The 16,227-nt window shown below is 69.0% G+C and carries 9 protein-coding genes; 4 read left to right on the forward strand and 5 right to left on the reverse strand.

From position 1 onward, the window contains the following. The first annotated feature begins 47 nt into the window (after positions 1–47). Genes AB0M15_RS22125 through AB0M15_RS22140 form a run of 4 tightly spaced genes read left to right on the forward strand, consistent with a single transcriptional unit; the run spans position 48 to position 5,746 of the window. Entirely contained in the window at positions 48–1,949 is a 1,902-nt protein-coding gene (locus AB0M15_RS22125; protein ID WP_363821999.1) for a Na+/H+ antiporter, read from the forward strand. Next, positions 1,949–2,359 (forward strand): HIT family protein, encoded by a 411-nt coding sequence (locus AB0M15_RS22130; RefSeq protein WP_363822003.1) that lies wholly within the window; start codon positions 1,949–1,951, stop codon positions 2,357–2,359. The genes AB0M15_RS22125 and AB0M15_RS22130 overlap by 1 nt, the downstream gene beginning before the upstream one ends. A gap of 60 nt (positions 2,360–2,419) precedes the next feature. Beyond that, entirely contained in the window at positions 2,420–2,689 is a 270-nt protein-coding gene (locus tag AB0M15_RS22135) for a hypothetical protein (protein WP_363822007.1), read from the forward strand. A 27-nt stretch (positions 2,690–2,716) separates the two neighbouring features. Then, complete coding sequence (locus AB0M15_RS22140; protein ID WP_363822011.1) at positions 2,717–5,746, forward strand: S8 family serine peptidase; 3,030 nt, start codon at positions 2,717–2,719, stop codon at positions 5,744–5,746. Between the two features lie 53 nt (positions 5,747–5,799). Here the strand turns inward: AB0M15_RS22140 and AB0M15_RS22145 are convergent, their stop codons facing one another. The 5 genes from AB0M15_RS22145 to AB0M15_RS22165 all read right to left on the reverse strand — a co-directional run bounded on the left by AB0M15_RS22145 (position 5,800) and on the right by AB0M15_RS22165 (position 16,195). Next, a complete protein-coding gene (locus AB0M15_RS22145; RefSeq protein ID WP_363822015.1) occupies positions 5,800–6,354 on the reverse strand; it encodes a HEAT repeat domain-containing protein in 555 nt (184 codons plus the stop codon). A gap of 33 nt (positions 6,355–6,387) precedes the next feature. Further along, positions 6,388–6,978: a hypothetical protein gene (locus tag AB0M15_RS22150; protein WP_363822019.1), complete on the reverse strand. Its 591-nt coding sequence runs from the start codon at positions 6,976–6,978 to the stop codon at positions 6,388–6,390. A gap of 148 nt (positions 6,979–7,126) precedes the next feature. Further along, entirely contained in the window at positions 7,127–9,913 is a 2,787-nt protein-coding gene (gene acnA / locus AB0M15_RS22155; RefSeq protein ID WP_363822024.1) for an aconitate hydratase AcnA, read from the reverse strand. A gap of 140 nt (positions 9,914–10,053) precedes the next feature. After that, the gene (locus AB0M15_RS22160; RefSeq protein ID WP_363822027.1) at positions 10,054–10,983 is read right to left on the reverse strand and encodes an LLM class F420-dependent oxidoreductase; all 930 of its coding nucleotides are present in this window, start codon (positions 10,981–10,983) and stop codon (positions 10,054–10,056) included. Between the two features lie 10 nt (positions 10,984–10,993). Further along, positions 10,994–16,195 carry a hypothetical protein gene (locus tag AB0M15_RS22165; protein WP_363822031.1) on the reverse strand — a complete coding sequence of 1,734 codons (5,202 nt, stop codon included), beginning with the start codon at positions 16,193–16,195 and terminating at the stop codon, positions 10,994–10,996. Positions 16,196–16,227 lie beyond the last annotated feature (32 nt).

The following is a 16,227-nucleotide window of genomic DNA, read 5'->3' on the forward strand; positions in this document are numbered from 1 at the left end:
GGGCGAACCGCGCAACACCGGCGCGCGTGGCCTGCGACACTGTGCGCGTGGATATCGCGATCGAGATCGTTGCTCTCGTCGCCGTGGTCGCGGCCGGTGCCGCTCTCGCCCGGCGGATCGGGATCTCGGCTCCCCTCTTGCTCGTCGTCATCGGGATCGCGGCTTCGTACCTGCCGTTCGTCCCGCGGGTCGAACTGTCCCATGAGGTCGTCCTGGTCGGCTTCCTGCCGCCGCTGCTGTACTCCGCGGCGATCAAGACCAGCCTGGTCGACTTCTCCAAGCACCGCCGCTCGATCGGACTGCTGTCGGTCGGACTGGTCGCGTTCACGACCGCCGGAGTCGGCCTGGTCGCGTACTGGCTGCTCGGCCCGTCGATGGTCAGCGAGAACCCCCTGCCGCTGTGGGCGGCCTTCGCCATCGGCGCCGTCGTCGCGCCGCCCGACGCCGTCGCGGCCACCGCGATCGCCAAGAAGGTCGGCCTCCCCCGCCGGGTCGTCACGATCCTCGAGGGCGAGAGCCTGCTCAACGACGCGACTGCCCTGGTCTGCCTGCGGACCGCGATCGCCGCTGCCCTGATCACGCCGACCTTCCTGCACGTCGGCCTCGACTTCCTCCGCGCGGCCGGTGGTGGCGTCGCGATCGGCCTGGTGGTCGCATTCGTGCTCGCCAAGGTCCGCAAGCGCTTCACCGACCCGGTGCTGGACACGACACTCAGCCTGACTGCGCCGTTCATCGCGTACGTCGCCGCCGAGAACCACTACGTGCACGCGTCCGGCGTCCTCGCCGTCGTCGTGACCGGCCTGCTGCTCGGCCACAAGGCGCCGATCATCCAGTCGGCGGCCTCGCGGATCTCCGAGCGGACCAACTGGCGCACCTTCCAGTTCCTGCTCGAGAACACGGTCTTCCTGCTGATCGGCCTGCAGACCCGCTGGATCCTCGACGACCTCTCGCGCAGCCCGCTCTCGGCCTGGACCATCGCGACCGCCACCATCGGCGTCTTCGCTGCGACCGTCCTGCTCCGCCCGATCTGGCTGTTCCCGGTCACCTATCTGTCCCGGCGCATCCTCGGCCGCTCCCGGCCCGGCCCGGTCTCCGTCCAGGCGCTCGTCGTCGTCTCCTGGGCCGGCATGCGCGGTGTGGTCACGCTGGCGGCCGTCTTCGTACTTCCCGAAGACACCCCGCACCGCGAAGTACTGGTCTTCATGGCCCTCGTCGTCACGGCCGGGACGCTGCTGCTCCAGGGCTCGACGCTCCCCTGGCTGGTACGCCGGTTGCGCCTGCCCGGCCCCGACCCGGCCGAGGACGCGCTGCAGGAGGCCGCAGTACTGCAGGGCGCCCATCGCGCCGCCGAGGTGACACTCGACGAGCTCGTCACTCCGAACGACCCGCCGGAGGTCGTCAGCCTGCTGAGGCAACGCGGCGAATCCCGCGCCCTCGCCGCCTGGGAACGGCTCGGCCGGCCGGAGACCGATCTCGAGACGCCGAGCGAGGCGTACCGCCGGCTGCGGATGGCGATGCTGGAGACCGAGCGGGCGCACATCCTCAAGGTCCGCGACGACGGCCTGGTCGCCGACGAGGTGTTGCAGCGGGCCCAGATCGCGCTCGACATCGAGGAGTCGATCCTGGATCGCGCCGAGGCCGACGACGTCGGCGGTACGTCGGAGAACCTCAGCGCTCCCCCGTCGCCCGTCGCCGAGTGCGAGCACCTCGCCAGCGCACCCTGCGTGCTCACGCCGAAAACGCCCGACGGCTGCGAGGAGTGCCTGCGCGACGGCGGTACCTGGGTGCACCTGCGGTTGTGCCTGGGCTGCGGTCACGTCGGTTGCTGCGACTCGTCGCCCGCGCGGCATGCCAGCAAGCACTTCGACGAGACCGCGCACCCGGTGATGCGCAGCTTCGAACCGGGCGAGACTTGGCGCTGGTGCTTCGTAGACGAGAAGCTGGGCTGATGGCGGACTGTCTCTTCTGCTCGATCATCGCCGGCTCGACCCCGGCCCACATCGTCTACGACACCCCTGAGGTGCTCGGCTTCCTCGACATCAGGCCGGTCTTCAAGGGCCACACCCTGCTCGTCCCCCGCGAGCACATCCCGACCCTGGTCGAGCTGCCCGACGAGCTGATGGTGCCGCTCTTCAGCGCCGCTCGATCGGTCGCGGCCGCGGTCCGTACGGCGTACGACGCCCAGGGCTCCTTCGTTGCCGCCAACAACGTCGTCTCCCAGTCGGTCCCCCACCTGCACGTCCACGTCGTCCCCCGCACCAAGGGCGACGGCCTCCGCGGCTTCTTCTGGCCCCGCACCAAGTACGCCGACGACACCGAGGCAGCGCAGTACGCCGAAAGGTTGCGCAGCGCACTTTAAGACTTTCTGAAGGCATCTGCCGAGCATGTGAGAGACAAGGCAGATGACCGGGGGAACGTCATGCATTGGGTTCGTTGGGGTGTGCTCGTGGCCGCGTTGCTGCTGGCGGCATCCTGCTCGTCGGGGGTGAGCACGACGCCGTCGCCGGGCACACCTCAGACCACCCAGTTGACCGTGCCGCCTGGTGGGACGTTGCGCGTGATCGTGACGCTCGCTGGGTCGTTCGTGCCCGAGGGCGAGCTAGTCGACGCCGCTGCTCTTGATCGGCTGCTGCGCTCGCAGCGAGTGGTGGCAGTTCTGGAAGACACCGCCCAGTCTCAGAACGGCTGAGACACCAATCCCATGGGGGGAAACACCATGCAAACCCGAAGACTGTTGAGCGCCGGAGCCGCGGCTCTGGCCATGCTGGCGGCGATATCCGTCCAGCCTCCGGCGCAAGCCGCGTCGGATCCGACGACGCCCAATCCTGCCGAGCAGGCGCTGATCGACAAGGCTGGGCAGGAGGGGTCGACCCGGGTGATCGTTCAGGTCGATCAGCTCGGTGACAAGCAGGCTGTGCTCGACAACGTCGACGAGGGCACGGCGGATGTCAACCGGACGTATCGGTCGTTCCCGCTTCTGGCTTTGGATGCGGACCAGAAGGCGCTCGAGGAGCTCGCGGCCGATCCGAACGTCGTCTCGATCCAGGAGGACAAGGTCGGCTCGGCAACGGACGCCTCGAGCATCCCGTTCATCCACGCCGACAAGGTCCAGCAACTGGGGTTCACCGGCAGCGGCCAGACGGTCGCGATCCTCGACACTGGGATCGACCGCGACCACCCGTACTTCGGCAGCCGGATCGTTTCCGAGGCGTGCTACTCCAGCGTGAGCGACGCCAAGACCCAGGTCTCGCTGTGCCCGAACGGTACGGCGAGCCAGACCGGTGCCGGCGCAGCCGACGCCGAGACGGCCAACTGCCTCAACGGTGCCACCAACATCTGCCGCCACGGCAGCCATGTCGCGGGAATCGCCGCTGGCAGCGCCGCCGGCGTGACCGGGGCCCCGAGCAACGGCGTAGCACCGGGCGCGAACATCATCGCGATCCAGATCTACCACCGCGCCAATACCGGCTGCGACGGGAATCCGCCCTGCGCGCAGTTCTTCTACTCGGACTTCATCGCCGGCATGCAGCGCGTGTACGACCTGCGCAACTCGTTCACGATCGCCTCGGCCAACCTGAGCGGCGGCGACGACAGCAACCACACCGCAGCCTGCGACGGCAGCTCCACCAAGGCCTCGATCGACCTGCTGCTCTCGGTGGGCATCACGACGACGATCTCAGCCGGCAACGAGTCGCACCCGGCAGGCGTCGGCGAACCCGCCTGCGTCTCCACCGCCGTGACAGTCGGTGCGATCGACGCCGATGCCAGCGGCAACGACGTCGACACCGTGGCCGGCTATTCGAACCGCGGTGCGCTGCTCGACCTGTTCGCCCCCGGTACGTCGATCGACTCGTCGGTACCGGACGACACCTGGGCCAACTTCCAGGGCACCTCGATGGCCGCACCGCACGTCGCCGGATCGATCGCGGCCCTGCGCAGCGCCTACCCGACCGCGACGGCAGCGACCCTGCTCGGGTATCTGCGCGACACCGGCGTCGACATCACCTACGCGACGAGTCCGACCACCAATGTCACCACGCCGCGGATCGATCTGCTGGCGGCCCTGCAGCAGGGCAACAACCCGCCGTCGATCAGCTCCGATGCCAGCACGGTCAACGTCAACGAGGGATCCGTCGCCAGCAACGCAGGCGGCTTCAGCGATCCGGAAGGGCACGCGGTCGCACTGACCGCCTCCAGCGGCGTTGTCACCAACGCGGGTGGCGGCCGGTGGTCGTGGTCGCTCGGTACCAACGACGGCCCCACGCAGAGCGGTGACGTGACGATCACGGCAACCGACGACAAGGGCGAGACTGCGACCACGACCTTCCACGTCAACGTCGCGAACGTCGCCCCGAGCATCACCATCGACGCCGGCCAGCTCACCACGGCGGCCGAGGGCAGCACCTTCTCCGTGAAGGCTGCCTTCTCCGATCCCGGCTGGGCCGACACGTACAACGCTCAGGTCGACTGGGGAGACGGTTCGACGAGTACGCCGGCGGCAAGCGTCACGACTCAGGGACCGCCGGCGGATCTGGGCCAGATCACGGGTGACCACGCCTATGCGGACAACGGGAGCTACACCGTCAAGGTGACGGTGACCGATGACGACGGTGGTACGAGTTCGGCGGCGTTCGTAGTACAGGTGAGCAATGTCGCGCCGGTCGTGACGATCGATCCCGCGCAGGTGAAGACGATCACCGAGGGGTCGACCCTGGCGACGAAGGCTTCGTTCAGCGATCCGGGGTGGGGTGACACCTACGACGCTCAGCTCGACTGGGGGTTCGATGCTCCGACGTCCGGGTCGATCCTGCTGACCAACGACGGGCCGCCCGCGGATCAGGGCACTGTGACCGGGTCGCGTGCCTATGGAGACAACGGTGCGTTCACGGTCGGCGTCAAGGTGACGGATGACGACGGTGGTTCGCAGACGGCGTCGTTCCCCTTGCAGGTCACGAATGTCGCGCCGACGGCCGTGATCGACGAGACCGGCGCGACGGTGGTCAACGGCGTACCGACCTTCATCGCGCACAGTGGGCAGGCGGTGAACTTCAAGGCGCGGTCGACCGACCCGGGCAGCGATGACCTGGCGCTCAGCTGGAGTTGGGGTGACGGGCCGCCCGTACCGGACGTGACGACGAACTACCTCGTCAACCCGCCCGGCACGGATCCGGCGACGAGCCCGAGCCTGCAGCCGCGCGATGTCACGGACGCCAAGTCGCACACCTTCGGATCGGCGTGCAGCTACGACGTCGGCTTCGGCTCACGCGATGACGACGGTGGCAGCAGCGCCGACGCGGCCAAGGTGGTCGTGACCGGCAACGCCCACCTGACCCGGATCGCGCCGCTGTGGTTCCTGCAGACCCGCGCGGGTCTTCGGGTACCGCCGGTTGACCTGCCAGTGAGCACCATCAACTGCTACCTGCAGGTCGTCCAGCACATGAGCCCGGTCTTCTCGGAGGCCAAGGACGTCTCCACGATGGCCAAGGCGAACAGTGTGCTGAACATCCAGCTCCTCAACCCGAAGGCGGAGTTCGACCGCCAGGCGCTGGCGGCGTGGCTGAACTTCGCGGATGGTTCGTTCGACCTGGGCACCCGGGTCGACACCAACCTCGACCTTCGGCTGGACAGCACGTTCGGTGCGGTGATGGCCCAGGCCGAGGCGATCCGCCTCAACCCGGCCTCGACCAGCAACCAGATCCGCCAACAGACCGCCCTGCTGGAGAAACTGAACCTGCTGGGCAGCTGACACCCCGAGACTCGGCGGGCCCCGGCTCGGGGTCCGCCGAGTTTCTGCTGATCTCAGCCCAGTTCGCGGTCGAGCCTGCGTTGCAATCTCTCCAGCGCGCGCTCGACCGCGACCCGGACGGCATTGTCCGGATCATCGCGCAGCGCCTCGACGGCACGAGCGTGTTCGAACTCCCCCGCCGCGCCGACCGCTCGTACTGCGGCCGCCCGGACGCGAGGCAGTTCGTGATCGAGCATCGGCAGCAGCGCGTCGACCAGTTGGCCGAGCTCGCGTTGGGCGGTGATCCGGGCGACGTGTTCGCGGACCCGCCAGGCTGGGTCGTCGGCGACCACGGCCAGTGCCTCGACGGCGTCGTCGCGCCAGATGTAGAGGAAGGCTCGGGCCGCCCAGACCCGGATCCAGTAGAAGTTCACCGGGTCGACGGGGTGTGACCACCCGCCCGGGTTCGCCGAGCCGGTGATCGCCACCAGCTTCGGGAGGTCGGAGCCGTAGGCATCCTCGCCGGAGATCTCACCGGTCAGGAATGCGACGCACCAGTCGATCACCACGTCCTCGCCGTACTTCGCGCAGGCGGCGTTGATCACCTCACGCGGATGCTCCCGTTCCATGCGGTCCAGTAAATCGGACCGGACCGACAGTTTTCAGCCGCGGGCCAGGACCTCGATCATGAACGCCTTGATCGTGCCGACGCTCGAGTTGCTGCCCGCGCCGGAGATCTGCACCCCGGTCAGGACGCCGGCGTGCTCGACCGCGGCGTACCAGATCGGGATGCCGCTGACCGACGCGCCGATCGCGAAGCCCTGGTCGCCGACGCCTTCGAGCAGCTTCTTGCCGCGGGCCTTCTTCGCCTTCGCGTCGCTGATCATCTTCTGCGTGAACGCGCCGTACAGCGAGCCGTCACCGCGGGTGATCGTGACGACGCCGGGACCGTCCACCGGCTTCACCGTGTTCCAGGTGCAGGTGATGTACGGCCCGTTCTTGCTGGTCACGGCCTTGCGGACGGCGAGGCCGAGCGTCTTGGTGATCTCGGCCGTACTGAAGATCTCGCACAGCGGCTTCGGCGGCGCGGTGGACTCCTCCACGATCGGAGGCAGCGTCGATTCGTCCACCGGCGCGGTGGTTTTCGGCCGGATGGTCGGCCCGGCCGTGGTCGGCCCGTAGGTGGTCGGCTCCTCGGCCGCGCATCCCGCGACCAGCAGCACCGCCGCGAGCACAATCGCTGGGTAACGCACGTATCCCCCCGGATCTGAAACCCCGACCCGCCCGGCCGGAGCACCGACAGCTAACCAGGACATTGTTACGAAGAGCAACCTGTGCCATGAACAGACCGGTACGGCGCACCCCGGGCGGCTGCCCGGAGTACGCCGTACCAGGTGGTGCTCAGTTCGCGATCAGGCTCCGGAGGACGTACTGCAGGATGCCGCCGTTGCGGTAGTAGTCGGCCTCGCCGGGGGTGTCGATCCGGACCACGGCGTCGAACTCCTTGACCGAGCCGTCGGTGCCGGTGACCTTGACATGCACGGTCGGCGGTACCGGACCGTCGTTGAGCGCAGTGACCCCGGTGATGTCGAAGGTCTCCTCACCGGTCAGGCCGAGGGACTCCGCGTTCTCACCCTCGGGGTACTGCAGCGGCAGGACGCCCATGCCGATCAGGTTCGACCGGTGGATGCGCTCGAAGGACTCGGTGATGACGGCCTTCGCGCCGAGCAGTGCCGTGCCCTTCGCGGCCCAGTCGCGCGACGAACCCGAGCCGTACTCCTTGCCTGCCAGGATGACCAGCGGCGTACCGGCGGCCAGGTACGACTCCGAGGCCTCGTAGATCGAGGTGACGGGCGCGTCCGGCTTGGTGAAGTCGCGGGTGAAGCCGCCCTCGGTGCCCGGTGCGATCTGGTTGCGCAGCCGGATGTTGGCGAACGTGCCCCGGATCATCACCTCGTGGTTGCCGCGGCGGGAACCGTACGAGTTGTAGTCCTTGCGGTCCACGCCGTGCTCGGCCAGGTACTTGCCTGCCGGGCCGTCGGCCTTGATCGAACCGGCCGGGGAGATGTGGTCGGTGGTGACCGAGTCGCCGAGCTTGGCGAGCACCCGCGCGCCGGCGATGTCGGTGACCGGCGACGGCTCCTTGGCCATGCCCTCGAAGTACGGGGGCTTGCGCACGTAGGTCGACTCGGCGTCCCAGGCGAAGGTCTTGCCCTCGGGGGTCGGCAGCGACTGCCAGCGCTCGTCACCGGCGAAGACGTCGGCGTAGTCCTTGGTGAACATCTCCTTGTTGATCGAGGAGGCGATCACCTTCTCGACCTCGTCGGCCGCGGGCCAGATGTCCTTCAGGAACACGTCGTTGCCGTCGGTGTCCTGGCCGAGCGCGTCGGTCTCGAAGTCGAAGTCCATCGTGCCGGCCAGCGCGTAGGCGATCACCAGCGGCGGCGACGCCAGGTAGTTCATCTTCACGTCCGGGTTGATCCGGCCCTCGAAGTTGCGGTTGCCGGACAGTACGGAGACGACCGCGAGGTCGGCTTCCTGGACACCGGCCGAGACCTCCTCGGGCAGCGGGCCCGAGTTGCCGATGCAGGTGGTGCAGCCGTAGCCGACCAGGTGGAAGCCGAGCTTCTCCAGGTACGGCGTGACGCCGGCCTTGTCGTAGTAGTCGGTGACGACCTTCGAGCCCGGGGCGAGCGACGTCTTGACCCACGGCTTGCTGGTCAGGCCCTTGTCGACCGCGTTCTTGGCCAGCAGCGCGGCGGCCAGCATGACGGACGGGTTCGAGGTGTTCGTACAGGAGGTGATGCTGGCGATCACGACGTGGCCGTGGTCGAGCTCGACCTCCTGGCCGTTCAGACTGATCTTGGTCTTCTTCGACGGGCGGCCCTTGTCGCCCGCGCCGTGCGGCACGTGCGGGTCGTCGTTGGTGTGGCCGTGACCGTTCGGGGCGTCGCTGGCCGGGAAGCTGCCCAGCTCAGACGGGTCGACGTCGGCCTGGTCGTCATGCGACGCGTAGTCGGCCAGCGCGCCGCGGAAGCCTTCCTTGGCCTCGCTCAGCGCGACCCGGTCCTGCGGCCGCTTCGGGCCGGCGATCGACGGGACGACCGTCGACAGATCGAGCTCCAGGTACTCCGAGAAGCGCGGCTCGATGTCGGCGTTGTGCCACAGACCCTGCTCCTTGGCGTACGCCTCGACCAGGGCGACCTCGTCGTCGCCGCGGCCGGTGAGACGCAGGTACTCCAGGGTGACGTCGTCGATCGGGAAGATCGCGCAGGTGGAACCGAACTCCGGGCTCATGTTGCCGATCGTGGCGCGGTTGGCCAGCGGCACCGCCGCGACCCCGTCGCCGTAGAACTCGACGAACTTGCCGACCACACCGTGCTTGCGCAGCATCTGGGTGATCGTCAGCACGACGTCGGTCGCGGTCGCGCCGGCCGGGACGGACCCGGTCAGCTTGAAGCCGACGACCTTCGGGATCAGCATGCTGACCGGCTGGCCGAGCATCGCGGCCTCGGCCTCGATGCCGCCGACGCCCCAGCCGAGCACGCCCAGGCCGTTGACCATCGTGGTGTGGCTGTCGGTGCCGACGCAGGTGTCCGGGTAGGCCTGGCCGTTGCGGACCATCACCGTGCGGGCCAGGTGCTCGATGTTGACCTGGTGCACGATGCCGGTGCCCGGCGGTACCACCTTGAACTCGTCGAACGCGGTCTGGCCCCAGCGGAGGAACTGGTACCGCTCCTTGTTGCGGCCGTACTCCAGCTCGACGTTGCGCTCGAAGGCGTCCTGCCGGCCGAAGACGTCGATGATGACGGAGTGGTCGATGACGAGCTCGGCCGGCGCCAGCGGGTTGATCTTGGTCGGGTCGCCACCGAGCTCGGCGACGGCCTCCCGCATGGTGGCCAGGTCGACGACACACGGCACGCCGGTGAAGTCCTGCATGATCACCCGCGCCGGGGTGAACTGGATCTCGGTGTCGGGCGCCGCGCCTGCGTCCCAGTTGCCGAGCTTGCTGATGTGCTCGGCGGTGATGTTCGCGCCGTCCTCGGTGCGCAGCAGGTTCTCGAGCAGCACCTTGAGCGAGTACGGCAGCGTCTCAGCGCCCTCGATACCCGCCAACCTGAAGATCTCGTACGACGTTCCGTTGACCTCGAGTGCACCCTTGGCACCGAAGCTGTCGACGCTGGCCATCAACCTGCTCCTCTATCCGGTCCTGTATCCGCTGAACCCATCCTGCCGAGCCACCGGCCCGGCCGCGAGGTCAGGTTCCCCTAACCTCGCCTGCAAACTCTCTCGACATCAAGATACACGACATCGAGCCACTTCCGCCGCTACACCTGCGGCAGAATGTCCGATGCGATCAGGTCGAGGTGATCGAGGTCGGCGAGATCGAGGACCTGGAGGTAGTGGGTCTGCGAGCCGATTGCGCCGAGGCGTCCGAGGTGGTCGACGATCTGGGCCGGAGTACCGACGATCGAACCGTCGCCGGGGTTCTCCGGGTCGCGATCGATGACGGCTGCGCGCCGGCGTACCTCGGCGTCGTCCTTGCCGACGACAACGGTGTGCGCGGTCGACAGGGTGAGTGACCCGGGATCGCGCCCGATCGCCGCGCAGGCCGCTTGGACGCGGTCGAAGAGTGTCTTGGTCTCCTCGACGCTCCGGAAGCCGGCGTTGAACTCGGAGGCGTACTTCGCGGCCAGAGCCGGCGTGCGCTTCTTGCCGGCGCCGCCGATGATGACGGGCGGGTGCGGCTGCTGGATCGGCTTCGGGAGGGCCGGCGAGTTGACGAGCTGGTAGTGCTCGCCGTCGAAGTTGTACCTCTCCCCGACCTTTGTGGTCCACAGTCCCGTGATGACCTCGAGTTGTTCGGTCAACAGGTCGAAGCGGCCGAGCGTGTCGGGGAACTCGAGTCCATAGGCCTGGTGCTCGTCCTCGAACCAGCCGGCGCCGAGACCGAGCTCCACCCGTCCGCCGCTCATCTGGTCGACCTGGGCGACGGAGATCGCCAGCGGGCCGGGATGGCGGAAGGTGACCGGGCTGACCAACGTACCGAGCTTGATCCGGCTGGTCTCGCGGGCCAGTCCGGCCAGCGTGATCCATGCGTCGGTCGAGCCGGGCAGGCCGTCGGTGCTGCCGAACGCGACATAGTGATCGGACCGGAAGAACGCGTCGAAACCGCACTCCTCCGTCCTGCGGGCAACCGCCAGCAGATCGTCGTACGAGGCACCTTGCTGGGGTTCGGTGAAGATCCGGAGCTTCATGCCCGCAACGCTATCTCGCGCTGGTGTACAGCTTCTCCAGGTACGACGGTTGCCAGTCCGCGCCGCGTCCGTTGAGCCGCCGGACCAGTCCGTCGACGTCGAGCCGCGATTCGACCGGGTTGTCCCACCAGTCGGGCACGCTGTCGTACCACCGGTCGATCCTCAGCGTGCGGCCTGCTGCGTCCAGCCGCGCGAACAGCCAGCCACCCTGCTCACCTTGCGATTCCGCCAGCCAGAGGTCGCCTAGCAACTCCGTGAGCCTCTCAGCCCCGTACTCCGGGTCATCGACCTCCGGCGGCTCGAGGTCGAACCGGTAACTGGGCGCTGCCGGATCCAGCACCTGCACCTGAATCGTGAACCCGGAAGGCACCACCTTCGTTCGAGCCCGGCACCACTCACGCAATGCGTGGAAGGCTGCCGACTCCTTGGGCCGCGGCCTCGGCCGCTCCACCTCAGCCCGCATCGCTTCCTCAATCGATCCCGGCGGCGTCTCAACACGAGGCCCTTCCCCGCCAACCACCCCAACCCCCGGGATAGCAACAGCCCGCCCTTCATCCGGCACCACCAACTTCTCCGGCCGCTCACCCCCCGGAGCCTCAACCTGCCCGCCCCCTTCAGCCGCACCCGCACCCACAGCCCCAGCGCCACCCTCAACGGCGCCCGCGCCCGCAGCACCGGCCCCAGCGCCAACCTCAGCCGCACCCGCGCCCGCGCCCGCAGCACCGGCCCCAGCGCCAACCTCAGCCGCACCCGCGCTCGCGCTTGCAACTCCAGCCTCAGCCGCAACCGCAACCGCGGCACCGGCGCCAGCGCCAGCGCCAGCCGCACCCTCCGGCAAGCCTTGCGCCCGCTCCCCGGCCCCCTGCTCAACAGCCTGCCCAGCTACTAGCTCGGCCCGCTCCGCTGGCCGCTCGGGTGACCGCTCCTCGTCGTAGCGCGCGCCCTGATGCTCGTCGTACTGCCCACCCTGCTGCGAGTCATACTCGCCCGGCTCCGGCTCATCCTCCCGAACCGCCTCGAACTGAGCGGTGACCTCAGCCGCCCCCAACTCATCAACGTCCTGCGCCTCGCGCAACTCCTCCAACTCATGCGCAGCCTGCGGCTCCTGCTCATTCCCCCCGCGCAACGCTTCCGGGTCCTGCTCGTGCGCGCCACGCAACGCGCGCGGGTCCTGCTGCTCGTGCAAGGCTCGCGGGTCTTGCTGCTCGTACACAGCGTGTGGATCTTGCTGCTCGTGCGCAGCTTGGTGCTCATCCAGGTCCTGCGGGTTCTGCAGCTCTTGCGGGTGCTGCGGTTCGTGCAGGGCTTGCGGTTGTTGCGGGGTTTGGGATGACTGCTGGGGCTCGCCAAGCTGATCAGCGGTCCAGTCGGCGTCGCCGAGGATCTCGTCGTGGAAGTTCTCACCCAGCCGGTAGTCGAAATCCCCCAGCGGCTCAAGACTGCTGAACCCATTCGGCGGAATATCCCGCGCCTCCGGCACAAACGGCGAACGCTCGCCCGCGTAGTACTCCTCCTCAACCACAGCCGCAATCTCAGCCGTAGGAGCATCACCCTCAACCTCACCCTGAGCCTCACCCCCCGGCTCCCCACCCAGCTCACCACCCGGGTAGTCCTCGCCCGTCAGCCCATCCGCAGCCCGCTCCGCCTGAGCCTGTACTCCGCCCAACTGCTCGGCCGGTACTCCGGCCAACTGCTCGCCGACCGCCGCCTCGTCAGCGCCTCGAGCTGCCGCCCCAAACACCCGCTCAGCCGCCTGCTCGAACGGATTGACCCCGCGAACGCGCTCCTCGGTCGACGGCTCCTCGACATCCCAACCCTCTCCCGCACCCTGCGAGCCTCCACCGTCCACCGACTCCCCAGCCGGCACCTCCGCACCAGCCCGCTCAAACTCCCCATCCCGCCGCAAGCGCTCCTCGGCCGACGCGTCGGCCAATGCGTCCTCGCCCGACCGCTCGAACGAGTCGCCACCTCGAACCGACGGCTCTCCAGCCGGCCGCTCAAACGGATTGACCGCTCGGAGCTGATCCTCCGTCGGCGACTCCCCACCCGACCTCGCGAAGGGATTGACGCCGCGCGCCTGGTCCTCCGTCGACAGCTCCCGGTCGTCCTCGAGCCGTGCGACATCCGGGAACCGCTCCTCGCCCGGAGCGACCTCCGGTACGAAGTTCGCTGGATCCTCCTCAAGGCCAGCGAGCCCGAGAACCAGCTCCTCGGTCGGCGGATCCTCGGCGGCTTGCTCTTGCTGTGTGAGTCCGAGAACGCGTTCCTCGGTCGGCGGATCATCCGCAGCTTGGTCGTGCTGTGGGAGTCCGAGGACGTGTTCCTCGGTCGGGAAATCGTCAGCGGGCGGGAGTTGGCTGAAGTCTTCTGTGGGCAGCTCTTCTACCGCGGGAGCCTTCGCCGGACCGGCGGCATGCTGGGCCGCGAGGTAGGCGGCAACGTCCTCCACCCACTCACCATTGATCCAAGCGCCCCCGATCCACTCCGGTTTAGCCGGCTCAATCGGACCCTCCGCCACATACTCCGACTCCAGCGCCTGCTCCGGCCCACGCCGCTGCTCTGGCCCGCGCACCTGCTCCGGCCCATGCGGCTGGTCTGGCTCGCGCACCTGCTCCGGCTCTGGCTCGCGCATGGCCTCGGACGCGTCCTCACGGTCCGTCACCGCCTCCGACACGACCTCACGGTCCGCCGCGGCCTCGGACACGACTTCGCGGTCCGCCACTGGCTCGGACATGACCTCGTGGTCGGTGCCGGCCTCGGGCGCATTCCCGGGGTTGGCTCCGAACAGCTCCGGGCGAGCCTCGAAGGCTCCCCCGGCCCCACCCAGCCCTACCCCCGCGCCGCGACCGGCATCAAACGGCTCCAGGCCCTCTTCTGACAGCCCGAGATCGGCACCACCGGAGCCCGCACGCGTAGCAAGCCCGCCGTCGACGCTGGTGTCCGGCCGCTCGTGCTCGTGCTCAGGCGAGGTGCTCTCGGTAACACCGGTGCCTGCGGGCGCGGTCAGGTCGGCGTCCGTGAGCTGACCGGTGGCGATGGTTGATGGGGCTTCCGGTACTCCGGTGCCCATAGTCGGGCGGGAGTTCTGTGCCCACTCGGCGTCTGGAGCTGGCTCGGCGTCTGGCTTCGGTTCGGTAGCTGTGTCCGGCCAAGCGTCGGTGGCCCGGGCTCCAGCAGACGGCTGTGGGTGGGTGGCGAAGGGGTTCTGGGGTGCGCCGTCGTCAGTGGGTGATGGTGCGGTGGAGAGGTCTGCGGCCGTGGACGGGTGCGGGGCGAAGGGGTTCTGGGGAGCTGGGGGTGCGCCGTGGTCAGTGGGTGAGGGCGCGGTGGAGGGGTCTGGTGCCGTGGACTGATGTGGGGCGAAGGGGTTTTGGGGGGTTGGGAGTTCGTCTTCGGTGGCGGGGATTGGGGGGATTACGCCGGTGTCGTCGGAGGCGGAGACATCGGGGGTGAGGGGGGCTTCGCCGGTGTCGTCGGTGATTGCGGCGATTTCGTTGGTGGCGTCGTCGGCTGACCAGGTGTTGGGTTCGGCGGGGGTGTTGCGGGTTACGTCTGGTACGTAGGTTGCGGCGGCGGGGGCGTCGGCGAAGAGGCTTGCGTAGAAGTCCTCGCCGTCGTCGACCGGGCCGCCGACCCGCGGCTCGGATGATGGCAGCCGGGCCATCGACGGAGCGCTCGCGTCGGGGTGACTGGGGTGGTCGCCGGTTGGGCGCTGGTCGCCAGTCGGGCGCGGGTATTGGTCACCGGTCGAGCGTGCGTATTGGTCGCCTGCCTGCGGCGGGTATTGGTCGCCTGCTGGCGGCGGGTATTGGTCGCCGATGGGGCGTGCGTACTGGTCCGTTGGGGCGGGGGTGCGGGGGCCGTCGGTTGGTGAGGTGTAGGGCACGGGTGACCGATACGGGTCGCCGGGCGCTGGGGTGTGGGGCGGCGCGTCGGGCCCGCCGTACGGGGTTCCGGTGGCCGGGGGGAAGGGGGTGCCGGCGGGTGGCGTCGGCTGGGCGCCGGGCTGCTGTGGGTGGGGCTCTTCGTGTTTGCGGCGGCGGAAGAGGCGGGGTTTTTTGGCGACTACGCCGTAGTCGTCCGGGTGGGGTGCTGCGTCTTCTGGCTGGTACGGCGGGTCTGGGTCCGGCTCCGGGGTGAAGGGTGGCTCGGGGGCGAAGGGTGAGTCCGGGCGGAACGGGGGCTCGGGGTTGAGCGGGGGTTCCGGGGTGAAAGGGGGCTCGGACGCGACGGGAGTGAAGGGCGGTTCGGGGGTGTAGGGGGCGTTGCCGCCGATGATGAGGTTGGCGTCGTCGCCGATCGGCTGGCCGGTGAACGGGCTGATGCCGGGCGGGACCGCCACCGGCTCTTCGTCGTCCGGCTCGTCGACCAGCGCGGTCGAGTAGGCGTCGGGGTGCGCTGGCGGCACGGAATAACCGGCCGAGGTCGGGACTCCGGCCGGCGGTGAGGCTGGGGTGCCTGGTGAGGGCGTGGCCGGGGGCGGGCCGGCGGGTGGAGCTGTTGGGGCTGCGGTGCGGAGGGAAGCTGCGGAAGTACGGGGGGATGCGCCTTCGGGGGCGGGTTCGCTGACGGCATTACCAGCGAATGCCGCCGCGGCGGCCAGGGCGGCGCGTAGGTCGGGGTGTTGCGGGGACTGCGGGCCGATGCCGAGGCGGTCGAAGAGGTCGAGCAGCGACTCGGGTGTGATGCCGGTGGTCGCCGCAGTGCGGATCAGTTGGACGCCGACGGGCAGCAGCTCGTCCAGCCCGCCGAGATAGTCGGCCCACTCCGCCGCCCACTCGATCATCTCGCGGGCGGCCTCCTCGTCGGAGGTGACCCACTCGCCGATCGGCAGGAACCCGTCGTCCAGCGGCTGCCACGGGTCGCCCGGGTACGACGCCCGCGCCCACGTCCCGTTGAAGCTCCCGTAGACGAACCCCAGGTCCCCCGCCGCCATCCGGCGCTTGACCTCCGGCTGCCCGATCCAGGGCGGCGCACCGGCGAGCAGGTCGGCCTCAGCCGTCTGCGTGTGCTGCGTGTGGAATCCGAACAGCACCGCCCGCCCACCGTCGAGCCGGACCATCCGCAGGTCGCTACCGGTCTCATCCTGGTGGTACCAGCCGTGCTCGTCGGCGTACCAGCGCCGGTCGTAGCCGGTGGCATGGGCGACCGCGGCGAGGGCGCTCCAGCGGGCGCGCAACTCCTCCGGGTCGTCCAGGTCGACGAGCGGCATCGGTTCTCCTGCTCAAGTGCCAGATCCAGCGA

This window comes from Kribbella sp. NPDC051718, assembly GCF_040681515.1.
In the GTDB taxonomy this organism is placed as follows: domain Bacteria; phylum Actinomycetota; class Actinomycetes; order Propionibacteriales; family Kribbellaceae; genus Kribbella.